The following is a 15,457-nucleotide window of genomic DNA, read 5'->3' as shown; positions in this document are numbered from 1 at the left end:
GCCTTCCTTTCATGGCACACCCGTCAGCAAGGCTTTCAGGGTGTCCAGCGTATCGGCATCGGCAATCGCCTTGTCGTCGCGCTGGCGCAGGATGCGCGGAAAGCGCACCGCGATGCCGGCCTTGTGCCGGCTGGACGCTGCGATGCCCTCGAAGCCGATCTCGAACACCAGGGTCGGCTTCACGCTGCGCACGGGGCCGAATTTTTCGATGGTGGTCTTGCGGATCACGGCGTCGACCTTGCCGATTTCGGCATCCGTCAGGCCCGAATACGCCTTGGCGAACGGCACCAGCTTGCGCTGCCCGTCTTCATCGTCATCCCATACGGCAAAAGTGTAGTCGGTGTACAGCGAGGCGCGCCGCCCATGGCCCGCCTGGGCATAGATCAGCACGGCGTCGACGGAAAACGGATCGATCTTCCATTTCCACCAGGTGCCCACATCCTTGGTGCGGCCCACGCCGTAAGCGGCCGAGACCGCCTTGAGCATCATGCCTTCCACGCCGCGCGCACGCGATTCGCTGCGGATCGCCGCCAGTTCTTCCCAACTGCCGGCCGTGATGCGCGGCGACAGGCGCAGCGCCGGGTCGGCAATCTTTTCCACCAGGGTGAGCAGCAGTGCGCGCCGCTCGTGCTGCGGCAGGTGGCGGATGTCGACACCATCGAGCTCCAGCACATCGTAGGCGACCAGGGCGGCCGGCAATTCGGCCAGCAGCTTGTTGGACACCGTCTTGCGGCCCATGCGCTTTTGCAGGTCGGCAAACGGCGATGGCGTGTCGCCCGGCTGCCAGATCAGAATCTCGCCATCGATCACGCAGCCTTCCGGAAGCGCGATGTGCGCCAGTTCGGGAAAGCGTTCCGTGATCAGTTCTTCGCCGCGCGACCACAGCCAGGTGGTGCCGTCGCGCCGCAACAACTGGGCCCGCATCCCGTCGTATTTCCATTCGACCAGCCAGTCGCCGACCTCGCCCAGCGTTTCCGGCGCCGCCTGCAAGGGGTGGGCCAGGAAAAAGGGATAGGGCTGGCCGCCGCGCAGCGCATGTTCGCCGTCGCTCTCCTCGCTGATCAGTTTTAAAAATCCCGCGCCGGTGGGGCTGACCTTGCCATCGGTCCAGCCCATCAGGCGCTGCGCGATCAGCTTGCTGTCGACCGCCGCGATGGCGCTCAGCGCGCGCGTCACCAGCAGTTTCGACACGCCGACCCGGAAGCCGCCTCCGATCAGCTTGATCAACAGAAAGCGTTCGCGCGTTTCCAGCTCATCCCAAAAGCCCAGCAAGGCGCTGCGGATGGCCTCGGGGGCGGCGCCGCGCAAGGGCGCGATGCGCTGTTCGACCCACTCGGCCAGGCCGATATCGCTGACATGGCCGGGCGCGGGCAGGATCAGGGCGATGGTTTCGGCCAGGTCGCCCACGGCGTGATAGGCCTCGTCGAACAGCCAGGTGTCGAGCACGGCCGCTTCGGTCGCGTATTCGCGCAGCAATTTGGTCGGCACGGCCTGGCGCGGCTTGCCGCCGGCCAGGAAATACACGGCCCAGGCCGCATTCTCGGGCGAGGCGCTGCTGAAATACGCTTGCAGCGCGGCCAGCTTGCGGCTGGTCGAGGTGGTCTCGTCGAGCTCGGCATACAGGCGGGCGAATTCACGCATGGGGCGCCTCGTCGGCGGCGGCGGCCACTGCTTCATTGACGGCGCCGGCTACCGCGTCGGCCGCTTCGTCATCGCCATATTCCGTCTCGAAGCCGCCCGCCTGCCAGCCGTTCTGCTGCAGCCAGCGCACCATGGTGGGGATCGAGCCATGCGTGACGATCACGCGCTCGGCTTCCGTCGCCTTGATGGCGCGCATCAGGCCGGGCCAGTCGGCGTGGTCCGACAGGACAAAGCCGCGATCGACGCCACGCCGGCGACGCGCACCGCGCAGCAGCATCCAGCCGCTGGCGAACGCATCGCTGTAGTCGCCGAAGCGTTTCATCCAGGGCGAGCCGGCGGCCGACGGCGGCGCGATCACGATCGACGTCTTCAGGGCCGCCTTGTCCGTCACATCGCCCACCATCACGGTATGCGGCAAGATGACGCCAGAGGCACGGTAGACCTCGGTCAAGGCCTGCGCCGCGCCATGGCAAATAATCGGGCCGATCTCGGGGTCGAGCCCGGCCAGGATGCGCTGGGCCTTGCCGAAGGCATAGCAGAACAGCACGCTGGTGCGCCCTTCGGCGGCGTTCTTGCGCCACCACTGGTTGATCTCGTCGTAGATGGTTTGCGACGGCTGCCAGCGGTAGATCGGCAAACCAAACGTCGATTCGGTGATGAAGGTATGGCAGCGCACCGGTTCGAACGGCAGGCAGGTCGGGTCGGACTCCAGCTTGTAGTCGCCCGAGGCCACCCACACTTCGCCACCGCATTCCATGCGCACCTGGGCGGAACCGAGCACATGGCCGGCCGGGTGCAGCGAGACGGTCACGCCGTTTTGATTGATGCGCTCGCCATATGCCAGGCCCTGGATATTGACGGGACCCAGGCGCGACTGCAGCACCTTCACGCCGGATTGCGCGCTCAGGTAATGGCCATGGCCCACGCGCGCATGGTCCGCGTGCGCATGGGTAATGATGGCGCGCTCGACCGGGCGCCACGGGTCGATGTAAAACTGGCCCGGCACACAATACAGGCCTTCCTTGCGCACTACCACCATGTCGCTCATGCCAGTTCCATGTCATCCTCGAATGGAACCATTCTAGCCATGCGCCGCCACCGGCGTTGTTCGACAGCGCACACTCAGGCAGACTCAGGCTGGCGCGACGAATTCGGCCATGAACGTCTTGGTGGTGTTTTCAGGAAACTCGATGGTGACCTGGTCGCCCGCCACCGACAGCACCGTGCCGATATGAAAGCGCGGCACGCGCACCCGGCTGCCGACGGCGATCGGCGGCGTCGCCGGCGCTTTTTGCACTTCCGGCACTTCCGGCAGCGCCGGCGCCAGGGTGCTTATCTGCAAGTGCTCATCGAAGGTGATCGGCGCCGACACGGCCGGCGGCGACAGGCAGTTGTCGCAGCTGCAGCAGCGCTCAAAATCACCGGCGTCGCCAAAATAATCGAGCAGCAGCTTCCAGCGGCAAAAGCCGCTCTGCGCATAGGCCACCATCTGTTCCAGCGCCTGCTTGTCGCGTTCCTGCTTTTCAATATAGATCTGTTCCAGCTGCGCATACGACGGCGTCCTGGCCGTCACCGCTTTCAGGCAATAGCCGAGCTTGCGGTCCTGGCGCAGCAGCTTGCCGTCCTTCAACAGCTTCAGACACACTTTCAGGTGGCCATCGGAGAAATCGGGCAGGCGCCCGGCCAGCGCATCGAAGGTAAACGTGGCCGGCAACTCCTGCGCTTCGAGCACGATGGCCGCCAGTTCGGTGGCGGTCGGATAATGCTTGGCAAGAAAAAATTGCTGCACCCGCTTGTCTTCCTGGAAGTACAGCAAGGTGCAGTCGGCCGGCAGGCCGTCGCGCCCGGCCCGTCCCGATTCCTGGTAGTACGCTTCCAGGTTGGCCGGCACCTGCAGGTGGATCACGAAGCGCGTGTCGGGTTTGTCGATGCCCATGCCGAAGGCGTTGGTGGCCACCATGATGCGGCGCTCGCCGCGCATGAACAGGTCCTGGTGTTCCTTGCGTTCGCGCGCCGACAGCTTGCCGTGGTAGCAGGTCACGCTTTCACCGAGCTCCTGCAGTTTCTCCGCCAGCGCTTCGACAGCCTTGACGGTGGCCGCATAGACGATGCCGACACCGGCCGTCTCACGCAGCAGGCGCAACACCTGATCCTGTTTTTCGCCGGCATTGGTGACCTGGATCACGCTGTAGCGCAGGTTGTCACGGTAGATACCGGTATTGACGATATGCAGCTTGCGCGTATCGAGCTGGGCGCCAATATCGTCGACGACGTCGTCGGTGGCGGTGGCCGTCAGCGCCAGCACCGGCGGGCGGCCCAGCGCGCGCAGGGCGGCGGCGATTTCCAGGTAGGCGGGCCTGAAATCATGGCCCCACTGCGAAATGCAATGGGCTTCGTCGATCACCACCAGCGACGGTGGCGTGGCGGCCAGCAGCGCCAGGAACTCGGCGGTGGCCAGCCGTTCCGGCGTGCAAAAAATAATCACCTTGCCGCCGGCCGCGATGGTGGCGATGGCGTCCTGTTCTTCGGCGCGCGACAGGCTGCTGTTGAGTTGCACGGCGGTAATGCCCAGGCCGGCCAGCTTTTCCTGCTGGTCTTTCATCAGCGAGATCAATGGCGACACCACCAGGGTCGGGCCCGGCAGCAAGGAGGCGGGAATCTGATAGCACAGCGACTTGCCGCTGCCGGTGGGCATGATGGCCAGGGTGTCGCGGCCGGCCAGCACGCTGTCGATCACGTCCTGCTGGCCTGGGCGCAGGCGCGCGACGCCGAACACGGAGCGCAGCAGGCGCTGGATCTTTTTGCCCGGCGTCTTGCCGGCGGTCTCGGGTAATGCAGTGGCGATGGTGGCCATCTTGTGTCCGTATGGTGAATGCCGGCGCCCGTGCGCCAGCTGGTATTCACTCTACGGTTGGGCCGGTGTGTGCGCCATAGGACGCCTGCCACAGCCCCTGTAGGATTTCAGGAAGTGGTTCAGGAGGGAAACAGAATTGCCCACAAGATCATCAGCAGGCCGACGAAGGAAACGCCCCACACCAGGGTGCGCACGACAGGAATGCCGAACGCATACAGCGGCACGTACAGCACGCGCGCCGCCAGGTACAGGGCCGCGCCGTACAGGGTCAGGCTGTTGTGCACGGCCGTCACGTGTGCGATCAGCACGGCGGCGGCGAACAGCGGCAGGGTTTCGGACAGGTTGGCCTGCGCCCTTCTCAGGCGGGCCGTGACCTTGCCCACCGGCGGCCCCGGCTCGTCGCGCGCGCTCATGTTGTAGGCGGCGCCGGTCTCGCGCGTGCGGGCACTCGATGGCAGGAAGATCTGCACCAGCGCCAGCACCAGGGTCCAGCCGAGTATCGTCAGTTCAGGAGTCATGCTTGCCTTTCAGTTAGTTAAAACCGGGCAAGATTGCCCGGCTTACGATTGTTCCAGCGCCGCCTGCAGTTCCAGCAGGTCGTAGGGCTTGCGCAGCACGCTGGCGGAAAAGCCCAGTTCGTCCATCGATTCCTTGCCGTAGCCGGTGGAAAAGATGATGCGCATGCCAGGCTTGTCGCGCAGCACCATGCGCGCCAGCGCGATGCCGGACATGCCAGGCAGGCTGACATCGGTAAACAGGATATCGAACTCTTGCTCATTGAGCAATTCCCACGCCGATTCGCCGTCCGATACGCCGCTCACGGTATGGCCCAGCATGCCCACCAGTTCGCATACCATCAGCTGGGAATCGAGGTTGTCTTCCACGACGAGGATTTTCATCGAAGTCGGCACGTCACCCTGTGGCACCGGCGCGTGGCCCGTCAGGTCCAGGCCCGGCGTGCCGGCCGCCGCCGCGCCATCGTTTGGCGTGGCAGACCAGTCGAACTGGCGCGCGCGCAGTTGCTGCTGGCGGTTGGCCAGCACATGGCGCAGCTTGCGCGCCAGTTCTTCGCGCCGGTACGGTTTGCTCAGCAACTCCACCCCCGCGTCCAGCCGTCCTTCGTGCACGATCACGTCCTGCGCATAGCCGGAGGTAAACAGCACGGCGATATCGGGCTGCATCTCGCGCGCCATGCGCGCCATGTCGGTGCTGCGCACGGGTCCCGGCATGATCACGTCGGTAAACAGCAAATCGATCTGCGCACCGCTTTGCAGCACGGCCAGCGCGCTTTCGCCGTCTTCCGCTTTCAATACCTTGTAGCCCAGGTTGCCCAGCATGTCGACCACGGTGGCGCGCACACCCACGTCGTCTTCCACCACCAGCACGGTTTCGGTACCGCCCGTGACCACGCCGCTCAGTTCCTCCTCGTCCGCCGCTTCCGCCATCAGGGTGCGCGGCAGGTAGATCTTCACGCCCGTGCCATGGCCCGGTTCGCTGTAGATGCGGATATGGCCACGGCTTTGCGTCACAAAACCATACGCCATCGACAAGCCCAGGCCGGTGCCGGCGCCTTCGGGCTTGGTGGTAAAGAACGGTTCAAACGCGCGCTGCAGCACCGGCCCGCTCATGCCCTTGCCGGTATCGGTGACCGACAGCATCACGTACTGGCCGGCCGGCACGTCCAGGTTGTGCACATACTGCTCGTCAAGCACCACATTGCCCATCTCGATGGTCAGCTTGCCCGCGCCATCCATGGCGTCGCGCGCATTGATGGCCAGGTTCAAAATCACGTTTTCGATCTGGCCGCGGTCGACCAGGGTATTCCACAGGCCGGCGCCGCCCACCAGCACGATATCGATCGCTTCGCCCAGGGCGCGCCGCAACAGCGCATCCATGTTGCGCACCACGCGCGACAGGTCGGCCACCACCGGCTGCAGTGGCTGGCGGCGGGCAAAGGCCAGCAAATGCGACGACAGCTTGGCGCCGCGCTCGACGGCGGCGATCGCCGTGTCCAGGCGCTGGCGCATCACGCCGTCGTTGCCGGACAAATGGTGCAGCAGGTGCAGATTGCCCGAGATAATTTGCAGCACATTGTTGAAGTCATGCGCGATGCCCCCCGTCAGTTGCCCCACGGCTTCCATTTTTTGCGCCTGGCGCAAGGCGTCTTCGGCCTTGGTGCGCTCGCCCACTTCCTGTTCGACCCGGTGCTCGAGGGTTTCGTTCAATTCATGCAGCGCTTTTTCGATGCGCCGCCGTTCCGTGATATCGGTCTTGACGGCGATCAGGGCACGCGTTTGACCATGCTCATCGACCAGGCGGCTGACATTGCTCGACACCCACACCTGCATGCCGTCCGGCTTCAGGTAGCGTTTTTCCAGACTGAATGATTCGCCCGTTTCCACCAGGCGCCGGAACAGCAGGGTATTGCCCGGCACATCGTCCGGATGCATGATGTCGTTCATGTTCATGCTCAGCAGCTCTTCGGAAGAGCGGCCCAGCATGGTGCACAGGGCGCCGTTGACGCGCTGGAAGCTGCCGTCCAGGCCCAGTTCCGACAGGCCGACCGAAGCCTGGCCGAAGATGGCGGCCATGCGCTCCTGGCTGGCGTGCAGTTCATTTTCGATCAGGCGCCGCTCGGTCACGTCAAAAGACACGCCGACATAGCGGCGCTGCCCCGGCGCCGGGCCGTCGACCACTTCGCCCTGGCGCGCGATCCAGCGCACTTCGCCGTCCAGCGGGCGGCGCACGCGGTATTCCACATATTCGAGCGGGTTTTGCGCCAGCTGCATGCGGCTGGGCCCGACTTTTTCCAGGTCACGCCGGTCGACCAGGCTCACCAGCAATTGCTGCGTGACGAGTGCATCGTCGGCGATGCCCCAGATGCGGCGGAAGGTCGGCGAGACATCCATCTTGCCGGTGTCAGGAAACCACTCGAAGGTGCCGATGCCGCCGGCCTGCTGCGCCAGGCGCAAGCGCTCTTCGCCCTCGATGCGTTCCGTGACATCGCTGCCTTCGACCAGGATGCCGCCGACCACGCCGTCGTCATCCTTGATCGGCTGGTAGACGAAATCGATATGGCGCTGCCTTTGCTTGCCGTCGGCGGTGGCCAGGTCGACTTTCAGCTGGCGCCCTTCGAACGGCACGCCGGTGCGGTAGACCTCGTCGAGCAGGTCGATAAAACCCTGTTCGCGCACTTCCGGCAAGGCCTCTGCCACGCTTTTTCCCAGCAATTCACTGCGTCCGACCAGGCGGATATAGTGTTCGTTGGCCAGCTCGAAAACATGTTGCGGACCGCGCAGCACGGCCATGAAGCTGGGCGCCTGTTCGAACAGGGCGCGCAACAGGCCGCGCTCTTCGGCCACGCGCCGGTTGGCGTCGCGCGCCGCTTCCGCCTCGGCCTGCAGCGCGTGATTGACGGCGCCCAGTTCGGCCGTGGCCAGCTTGAGCTGGCGGCCCTCTTCCAGACGCGCCGTCAGTTCCAGCGCCGTGCACAGCACGCCGTCGACCTGGCCGCCAGCGCCGTGCACGGGCGTGTAGAACAGGTCGAAATACTGGTCGACCGGCACGCCGTCGCGCAGCAGCGGCAGCGCGCATTCACGGTGCACCTGGGTTTCGCCACGCAGGCCCGCTTCGAGGATGCGCGCATTCCAGTCCCATATTTCGGGCCAGACATCGGGCACGGTGCCGCCCAGCGCGGCCGGATGGCGCCCGGCCGCAATCTTGATATATTCGTCGTTATAGATCATCACATGCTCGGGGCCCCACATCAGCACCATCGCCATCGGCGAATTGAGCACGATGTCGACGCTGGTGCGCAGGTTGGCCGGCCAGCCGGAGATGGCGCCCAGGCTGGTGGCGGACCAGTCCAGCTTGCGCACCAGCTCGCCGGTAATGCCGCCGCCGCGCGGCTGATCGTTATCCATGGAGTCGCTCATGGTATTGCCACTTGCGCAGCGGGATCGCACTGGCGCGGCAGATTCAGCGTGAAGATGGTGCCCTGGGTGGCGGAGGAACTCACCTGCACCGTGCCGCCATGCGCCTTGATGAACATGTCGACCGTGTACAGGCCCAGCCCCAGGCCCTGCCCCGTCCTGCGCTTTTCACCGCTCTGGTGGAACGGTTCGAACAGGGCCGGCAGCAGCGAAGGATCAAGTTCGCCCCGGTTGACCACGCGTATTTCCACATGGTCGGCGGCGCGCCCGTCGAGCACCATTTGCACCGGCGCGCCCGGTTCGCCGTGCGTCAGCGCATTGGCCAGCAGGTTGGATATGACTTGCGACAACAGCCCCGCATCGCACTGGGCATGCAGTTCGCCCACATGGCTGAGCGTGATGCGCGCCGGCTGGCCCGGCATGTCGAATTCATCGACGATGGCCTGCGCCAGCGCCAGGTAGTCGTGCATGCCGCAGCGCAGCTCCATGGTGCCCGACCGGATGCGCGCCAGATCCAGCAGCTGATCGACCATGCGCGCCATGCGCTTGGCGCTGCTCTCGATGCGCTGCGCCGTGATGATGACCTTCGGATGCTCGCTCATCATCGGCAGCAGCATGGCGCCGTTCATCACCACCGACAGCGGCGTGCGCAGGTCGTGACCCAGCACGGCCGTAAACAATTCGTTCAGGTGCAGCGCGTGCTTGAGTTCGGTAAGCTGGGAGGACAGTTCGCGCTTTTGCTGGTACAGCTGCACCAGCACCTGCACCTTGCTTTGCAGCGCCTTGACGTCGACCGGCTTGAACAGGAAGTCGACCGCGCCCGCCTCGTAGCCGCGAAAACTGTAGGTGGGCTCGCGCGTGGCGGCCGTCAGGAAGATCAGGGGAATGTCGCGCGTACGCGCGCTGCCGCGTATCAGTTCGGCCAGCTCGAAGCCGTCCATCTGCGGCATCTGCACGTCCAGCAGAGCCAGCGCCACTTCCTGGTTGAGCAGGATTTCCAGCGCTTCGGCGCCCGAACCGGCTTTCAGGATGACGATGCCGGGCCGGGCCAGCACGGCCTCAAGGGCAACCAGGTTTTGCGCGATGTCGTCAACGACAAGGATGTGGATAGGTGCGGTCACGGATCAGTCTTCAGGCATCGCGACGGCAAGCCGGCAGCGTGCGTTTCAATAAAAGTTACAAAACAGGAATTCTAATATCACAAATTCAACATTACCGCATTCATGTGTATCTTACACGTACTGCGCCATCCGCACCGGCGGACTGTGCAAGCGTGCAGCTCAGCTTGCCAACAAAGCCAGGCTGGCGGCCAGTTGCCGCACGTCCAGCACGCGGTCGGCGCCCGCGCGCCGCAGCGCGGCGGCCGGCATCGTGGCCGACGAGGCCGTCGCCGGGTCCTGCACCCAGGCGCCGCCGCCCAGCTGGCGCACTTTCGCCAACCCTTCGGCGCCATCGGCCGAGGCGCCGGTCAGGATAATGGCCAGCATCTCGCGCCGGTAGGTGCTGGCCGCCGTTTCCAGCAGCACGTCGATCGATGGGCGCGAAAAATACACGGGCGCTTCCAGCGACAGCGAAAAGCTGCGCTCCGGCTCGATCTGCAAATGGTAGTCGGGCGGCGCGAAATACACCACTCCCGGCTGCAAGGGTTCCTTGTCCTGCGCTTCGCGGATCGGCAGCAGGCAACGCGCACCATACAGCAGCGGCAGGCGGCTCGAACGACCCGGCGCCAGGTGCAGCACCACCACCACGCTGGCGCGGCAGTGGGCCGGCAAGGCGCATAGCAGCAAGCCCAGCGCTTCGACGCCGCCGGCCGAGGCGCCGATGGCGATCAGGCGCAGGCCTTCCGGCGGCGCGGCGATGGTGGTCAGCGGTGCGCGGTGCGGCAGCATGGTCAAATCACCTTTCAAGCCCGCTGGAAGATTTTTTCCACCTGGCACAGCTCGCGGAAGTTGCCCGCATGCCGGCTGAAATGCAGGCTTTCCTTCATGCCCAGCCCCAGGAAACCGCGGTTGACCAGCGCTTCATGGAACAGGCCCAGCGCGCGGTCCTGCAGGTCCTTGTTAAAGTAAATCATCACATTGCGGCATGACACCATATGCACCTCGGAAAAGACGCTGTCGGTCGCCAGGCTGTGGTCGGCAAACACGAAATGGCGGCGCAGCCGGCGGTCGAAAATCGCGCCTTTGTACGCGGCCGTGTAGTAGTCGGACAAGGAACGCTTGCCGCCCGAACGCCGGTAATTGTCGCTGAACTGGGCGATGCGGTCGACCGCATAAATGCCGGCCTCGGCGGCGGCCAGCGCATCGACATTGATATCCGTGGCATAAATCATGGTGCGTTCCAGCAAGCCCTCTTCTTCCAGCAAAATTGCCAGCGACCACACTTCTTCGCCGCTGCTGCAACCGGCGACCCAGATCTTGATCGAGGGATAGGTGTGCAGCACCGGCACGACTTTTTCACGCAGCGCGCGGAAATACGCCGGGTCGCGGAACATCTCGCTGACCTGTACCGTAAAGAACTGCAGCATCTGCAGGAACATGGCCGGCTCGTGCAGTATGCGATCCTGCAACTGCGACAAGGTCGCGCAGTCGAAACGTTCGAGCGCCTGGCGCATGCGCCGGCGCAGCGAGGCCACCGAATAATCGCGGAAGTCATGCTGATACCGCAGCAATATTCCTTCCAACAATAATTTCAGTTCAATATCAAAAATTGCATCGTCGTCTAACAATGGTTTCCCACCTTTGCTTGGTTTCCCGGGTGACATGGGGACCTGGTCGATGCTAGCAGATCGTCCTGCATTTTTCCTTATGAAAAGTCTGGTGTACGTTCGGTAGCGAACACTGAGCAACCATCAGGCGTCCACACCCTTCATGCCCTCGTCGGTATACCGGGCGCCAAAGGCCGCGCCCGGTGGAAAAGCGTGCGCCATGGCGTCCAGCTCAGCCGGGCTCAAGCGCACCGCCAGCGCGCCGAGGTTATCGTGCAGATAAACAATCCGCTTGGTGCCGGGTATCGCGATGATATCGTCGCCCTGCGCCAGCAGCCAGGCCAGCGCCAGCTGGGCCGGCGTGCACTGTTTTTCCTGCGCCATCCGCCGCAGCGGCGCCACGATGGCCTGGTTGCGTGCCATGTTCTCAGCCGCAAAACGCGGATTGAAGCGGCGAAAGTCATTCGGCTCCAGGGCTGCCACATCATGGACAGCACCCGTCAGGAATCCGCGCCCCAGTGGGCTGTAGGCAACAAAGCTGGCGCCCACCGTGCGGCAGGCGGCCAGCACGCCCTGCTCCGGTTCACGCGTCCACAGCGAATATTCGCTTTGCACGGCAGCCACCGGCGCGATCGCGGCGGCGCGCAACAGCGTCTGCGGCCCCACTTCGCACAAGCCGATCGCGCGGATCTTGCCCTGCTGCCGCAATTGCGCCAGCGCGCCCATCGACTCCTCCAACGGCGTATCGAGGTTGATGCGGTGCAGATAAAACAGATCGATGGTGTCGACGCCGAGCCGCTGCAACGACGCCTCGCAGGCCTGGCGAATATACGCGGCAGAATTATCGACCCGGCGCGCATAGCCGCCCGGCTCGCGCGCCAGCCCGCACTTGGTGGCGACCAGCACGCGCGAGCGTTTGCCTTGCAGAAAGCGGCCCAGCAATTGTTCGTTGTGGCCAAAGCCATAGGTGTCGGCCGTATCGAACAGGGTCACGCCGGCGTCGAACGCCGCCGCCAAGGTGGCCAGCGACTGCGCCTCGTCGGTGGCGCCATAAAACTCGGACATGCCCATGCAGCCCAGGCCCAGCGCCGAAGCAGCCATTCCGCTATTGCCGATGTGTCGTACGCTTTGTGGCACGATTTGTCGCATGGTGATTCTCCAGTGATGGTTGAGTGAGACCAGTCTGGCGCGCCTTGAGCAGCGGGGGAAGGTCCGATTTCGTGATACCTTTATGGTATGAGAGCCCTCGACACCCACGCATTGACCCTGTTTTGCGCGGTCGCCCGCTGTTTGAACTTCCGCCAGGCGGCGCAGCAGCTGCACATGACGCAGCCGCCCCTGTCGCGCGCCATCAAGACGCTTGAAGACAAGCTCGGCACGCGCCTGTTCGAACGCGATACGCAAGGCGTGGCGCTGACCGATGCCGGAGCAAGCCTGCTGCCGCAGGCGCTGCGAATCCTGGCGTTACTGGACCAGGCCGAGCGCTCGCTGGCGCGCAACAGCGCGGCGCCACAGCTGCGCCTGGGCCTGACGACGTCGGTCGAGGCGGGCCTGTTCCGGCCCTGGCTGGCGCAGCTGGAAACGCGCCTGCCGGCCACCACGCTGCGCCTGCAATCGGCGCCGTCCCCTACCCTGATCACGGCTGTGCGCAAGGGCAAGCTCGACGCGGCGCTGGTGGCCCTGCCGGCCAATACCTTCGAGCTGGCGGTGCACCCCTTGCTGCGCCAGCCCATGATGGTGGCCTTGCCGTCCGGCCACGCGCTGGCGCGCAAGCGCCGCTTGCGCCTGGCCGATTTGCAGTGCTTGCCCGTGTATTGGTTCGAACGCGCGCGCCAGCCGGCATTTTTTGACCATTGCCAGCAGGTATTTGCGCGCCACGGCTACGATCCCGTATTCCTGCGCGAACCGCCGGACCATCATGTGCTGCTGGCCGAAGTGGCCGCCGGCAAGGGCGCGGCGCTGCTGGCCGACTCGTTCCGCGCGCTGCGCCTGGCCGGGGTCGCCTACCGCGCGCTGGCCGAGGGCGAGGAACTGGCGCTGCGGATCGCGCTGGTGGCGCCCAAGGAGAAATCACATCCGGCGCTGGACTTGTTGCATGCAAGGGCAAACGCCTGACCAGTACGCGATCGCGCCAGAAGCGCTACCATGTCGCCTTCCCTGTTCAAGAGCTTTCACCATGACCTTTACCATCAGCGACGCCGCCTACGGCACCGACACCCCCGCCGCCAAGCAAACCATGTATGCCGACCTGCGTTCACAGCTGCAGGGCCTGCTGGCCGGCGAAACCGACTATATCGCCAATACCGCCAACTTCAGCTCGCTGGTGTTCAACACCATGCCGGGCCTGAACTGGGCCGGTTTCTATTTCCTCAAGGGTGATGAACTGGTGCTGGGACCGTTCCAGGGCAAGCCGGCCTGCATCCGCATCAAGAAGGGCCGTGGCGTGTGCGGCACCACCGTGGTCGAAGGCAAGTCCATCGTGGTGCAGGATGTGCATGCGTTTCCCGGCCATATCGCCTGCGACGTCAATTCGCGCTCGGAACTGGTGGTGCCGATCTTCTCGAACGGCGCAGTGGTCGGCGTGTTCGACCTCGACAGCCCCCTGCCCGGCCGCTTCGACGATGTCGATGCGCAAGGCATCGAGTCGCTGGTGCGTGCGCTGGAAGCGACCATCGTCGCTGCCTGATCAGGTAGCCGACTTGACGGCGATAAACTCGCCCTTGCCGACCGGTACCAGGCATGTGGTATAGCGAGGATCATCCCGTATGCCGTCAAGAAATGGCGCCATCTCCTCATAGTGCGAGGTGGCGTTGTCGACCACCAGCACGCCGCCCGCAACCAGCACCCGGTCCAGCTGCGGCCACCACGCCTGATATTGACCGCGCGCCGAGTCGAGGAAGATAAAGTCGTGCGCGCCGTCCTGCGCCTCGCGCAGCACCTGGCCCGCGTCACCGAGTTTCTGTTCGATCAGCTGTGCCAATTGCGCCCGCGCAAAATTGGCCTGCGCCATGGCGAATTTATCCTGCGCCAGCTCCACCGTCACCACCGTGCCCTGCAGGCCCTGCGCCGCGTGCGCCAGCCACAGGGTGGAGTAACCGTTCGAGGTGCCGATTTCCAGCAGGCGCCGCGCGCCACGCGCCTGGACCAGCACCGCCAGCAACTGGCCCGTATCGCGCGTGATATTGAGCATGCGGCTGCCGCGTTCGGCGTGCGCCGCATCGTTGGCCAGGCCGAACGCTTCGAGTTCGCCCAGCAAGGTATCGAGGGTGGGATTGATGATCATGACGGCTCCTGGCAAAAAGCACCAGCATAGCAAAAAATCAAGCCGATTTGACCTTGGCGCGGCGCAGCGGTTGCTTGAGCAGTTGCACCATCAGCACGCCGAGCAGGGTGACGCCGCCGCCGATCACATCGTAGGCGTGCAGGGTTTCGCCAAGAAACAGCATGGCGATAATCACGGTGAACACCGGCAGCAGATTCATCAGGGTGGTGGCGCGGCTAGGTCCCAGCTTCGCCAGCCCGTGCATCCACAGGAACGGCGCGACGATGGAGGCGGGGATGCCGGCGAACAGCACCAGCGGCAGGCCGGCGTTGGTCACGGGCGGCGCCGACTGGCTCAGGTAATAGATGAACAGCACCGGCACCGCGCACCAGACCTGCACCAGCAGCGAGTGCCAATTATTCAGGGGAATCTTCCAGCGCTTGAGCAGCACGCCATAGCCGGCATACGACAGGCAGGCCAGCAGCATCAGCCCATCGCCGATGGCGGCGCCGTGCGCCAGCAGCGCGGCCGGGTCGCCATGGCTGAGCAGATACGCCAGCCCCAGCAGCGACACCAGGCCGCCGAACACGCCGCCGACGGTGGCCGCCTCGCCCAGCAGCAGCACCGACAGCCCGACCGCCAGCAGCGGCATCATCGACGCCAGGATGCCCATATTGGTGGCCGAGGTGGTCTGCGCGGCGATATACGCCAGGCACTGGTACATCACCATGCCCAGCATGCCCAGCACAAACAGCTTGCCCAGGTAGGGCTTGACGACGGCGCGCTGCTTCCATACCGGACGGCCGAACGCCAGCGCCAGCAGCACGCCGGCCAGCAGCCAGCGGAAAAACGAGATCGCGGCCGGATCGATCACGCCGACGGCCAGCTTGCTGACGATGGTATTGACGGCCCAGATCAGTACGGCGATCACGGGAAACACATAATGCTTGGCCTGCATGGCAACTCCTCAATTCAACAGCCCGCATTTTCGCATGCGCCGGCCGGCCGCATGGCGTCAATGCCATCAATGCTAAAATCCAAACATCTTTCTACTGAGCAAA

13 protein-coding genes are annotated in these 15,457 nt (G+C 64.6%); 2 read left to right on the top strand and 11 right to left on the bottom strand.

What is annotated here, in order from left to right:
* Window positions 1-9: 9 nt before the first annotated feature.
* The 9 genes from ACP7B7_RS01520 to ACP7B7_RS01480 form a co-directional block, all read right to left on the bottom strand.
* Window positions 10-1,641: an ATP-dependent DNA ligase gene (locus ACP7B7_RS01520; RefSeq protein WP_308925120.1), complete on the bottom strand. Its 1,632-nt coding sequence runs from the start codon at window positions 1,639-1,641 to the stop codon at window positions 10-12.
* Entirely contained in the window at window positions 1,634-2,689 is a 1,056-nt protein-coding gene (locus ACP7B7_RS01515; protein ID WP_308925119.1) for a ligase-associated DNA damage response exonuclease, read from the bottom strand. The genes ACP7B7_RS01520 and ACP7B7_RS01515 overlap by 8 nt, the downstream gene beginning before the upstream one ends.
* Window positions 2,690-2,773: 84 nt before the next feature.
* Entirely contained in the window at window positions 2,774-4,495 is a 1,722-nt protein-coding gene (locus ACP7B7_RS01510; RefSeq protein ID WP_308925118.1) for a RecQ family ATP-dependent DNA helicase, read from the bottom strand.
* A gap of 119 nt (window positions 4,496-4,614) precedes the next feature.
* Window positions 4,615-5,013, bottom strand: coding sequence for an MAPEG family protein (locus ACP7B7_RS01505; protein WP_308925117.1), 399 nt, complete (start codon window positions 5,011-5,013; stop codon window positions 4,615-4,617).
* Window positions 5,014-5,055: 42 nt separating this feature from the next.
* Complete coding sequence (locus tag ACP7B7_RS01500; protein ID WP_308925116.1) at window positions 5,056-8,430, bottom strand: hybrid sensor histidine kinase/response regulator; 3,375 nt, start codon at window positions 8,428-8,430, stop codon at window positions 5,056-5,058.
* On the bottom strand, window positions 8,427-9,548 hold the full coding sequence (locus tag ACP7B7_RS01495) for a hybrid sensor histidine kinase/response regulator (RefSeq protein ID WP_308925115.1): 1,122 nt from the start codon (window positions 9,546-9,548) through the stop codon (window positions 8,427-8,429). The genes ACP7B7_RS01500 and ACP7B7_RS01495 overlap by 4 nt, the downstream gene beginning before the upstream one ends.
* A 159-nt stretch (window positions 9,549-9,707) precedes the next feature.
* Window positions 9,708-10,316, bottom strand: coding sequence for a chemotaxis protein CheB (locus ACP7B7_RS01490; protein WP_308925114.1), 609 nt, complete (start codon window positions 10,314-10,316; stop codon window positions 9,708-9,710).
* Between the two features lie 14 nt (window positions 10,317-10,330).
* Complete coding sequence (locus ACP7B7_RS01485) at window positions 10,331-11,191, bottom strand: CheR family methyltransferase (protein ID WP_308925113.1); 861 nt, start codon at window positions 11,189-11,191, stop codon at window positions 10,331-10,333.
* An 87-nt stretch (window positions 11,192-11,278) separates the two neighbouring features.
* On the bottom strand, window positions 11,279-12,235 hold the full coding sequence (locus tag ACP7B7_RS01480) for an aldo/keto reductase (protein ID WP_308925112.1): 957 nt from the start codon (window positions 12,233-12,235) through the stop codon (window positions 11,279-11,281).
* Between the two features lie 135 nt (window positions 12,236-12,370).
* On the opposite strand from ACP7B7_RS01480, the gene ACP7B7_RS01475 reads away from it, so the two are divergent.
* Window positions 12,371-13,249: a LysR family transcriptional regulator gene (locus ACP7B7_RS01475; RefSeq protein WP_308925111.1), complete on the top strand. Its 879-nt coding sequence runs from the start codon at window positions 12,371-12,373 to the stop codon at window positions 13,247-13,249.
* 61 nt (window positions 13,250-13,310) lie between these two features.
* Window positions 13,311-13,820, top strand: a complete 510-nt coding sequence (locus tag ACP7B7_RS01470; protein WP_308925110.1) for a GAF domain-containing protein — start codon at window positions 13,311-13,313, stop codon at window positions 13,818-13,820.
* On the opposite strand, the gene ACP7B7_RS01465 is transcribed toward ACP7B7_RS01470, so the two are convergent.
* Complete coding sequence (locus ACP7B7_RS01465) at window positions 13,821-14,417, bottom strand: O-methyltransferase (protein WP_308925109.1); 597 nt, start codon at window positions 14,415-14,417, stop codon at window positions 13,821-13,823.
* A 37-nt stretch (window positions 14,418-14,454) separates the two neighbouring features.
* The gene (locus ACP7B7_RS01460) at window positions 14,455-15,354 is read right to left on the bottom strand and encodes a DMT family transporter (RefSeq protein WP_308925108.1); all 900 of its coding nucleotides are present in this window, start codon (window positions 15,352-15,354) and stop codon (window positions 14,455-14,457) included.
* Window positions 15,355-15,457 lie beyond the last annotated feature (103 nt).

This window comes from Janthinobacterium sp. PSPC3-1 (genome assembly GCF_049896105.1).
Lineage (GTDB): Bacteria > Pseudomonadota > Gammaproteobacteria > Burkholderiales > Burkholderiaceae_D > Janthinobacterium.
Note: the sequence above shows the minus strand (reverse complement) of the source record. Positions and strands in the feature narration are given on the sequence as shown.

Bases quoted from the DNA above. Each gene is read 5' to 3' on its own strand.
- ACP7B7_RS01520 (WP_308925120.1), bottom strand. From the start codon at position 1,641: ATGCGTGAATTCGCCCGCCTGTATGCCGAGCTCGACGAGACCACCTCG.
- ACP7B7_RS01515 (WP_308925119.1), bottom strand. From the start codon at position 2,689: ATGAGCGACATGGTGGTAGTGCGCAAGGAAGGCCTGTATTGTGTGCCG.
- ACP7B7_RS01510 (WP_308925118.1), bottom strand. From the start codon at position 4,495: ATGGCCACCATCGCCACTGCATTACCCGAGACCGCCGGCAAGACGCCG.
- ACP7B7_RS01505 (WP_308925117.1), bottom strand. From the start codon at position 5,013: ATGACTCCTGAACTGACGATACTCGGCTGGACCCTGGTGCTGGCGCTG.
- ACP7B7_RS01500 (WP_308925116.1), bottom strand. From the start codon at position 8,430: ATGAGCGACTCCATGGATAACGATCAGCCGCGCGGCGGCGGCATTACC.
- ACP7B7_RS01490 (WP_308925114.1), bottom strand. From the start codon at position 10,316: ATGCTGCCGCACCGCGCACCGCTGACCACCATCGCCGCGCCGCCGGAA.
- ACP7B7_RS01485 (WP_308925113.1), bottom strand. From the start codon at position 11,191: ATGTCACCCGGGAAACCAAGCAAAGGTGGGAAACCATTGTTAGACGAC.
- ACP7B7_RS01480 (WP_308925112.1), bottom strand. From the start codon at position 12,235: ATGGCTGCTTCGGCGCTGGGCCTGGGCTGCATGGGCATGTCCGAGTTT.
- ACP7B7_RS01475 (WP_308925111.1), top strand. From the start codon at position 12,371: ATGAGAGCCCTCGACACCCACGCATTGACCCTGTTTTGCGCGGTCGCC.
- ACP7B7_RS01470 (WP_308925110.1), top strand. From the start codon at position 13,311: ATGACCTTTACCATCAGCGACGCCGCCTACGGCACCGACACCCCCGCC.
- ACP7B7_RS01465 (WP_308925109.1), bottom strand. From the start codon at position 14,417: ATGATCATCAATCCCACCCTCGATACCTTGCTGGGCGAACTCGAAGCG.
- ACP7B7_RS01460 (WP_308925108.1), bottom strand. From the start codon at position 15,354: ATGCAGGCCAAGCATTATGTGTTTCCCGTGATCGCCGTACTGATCTGG.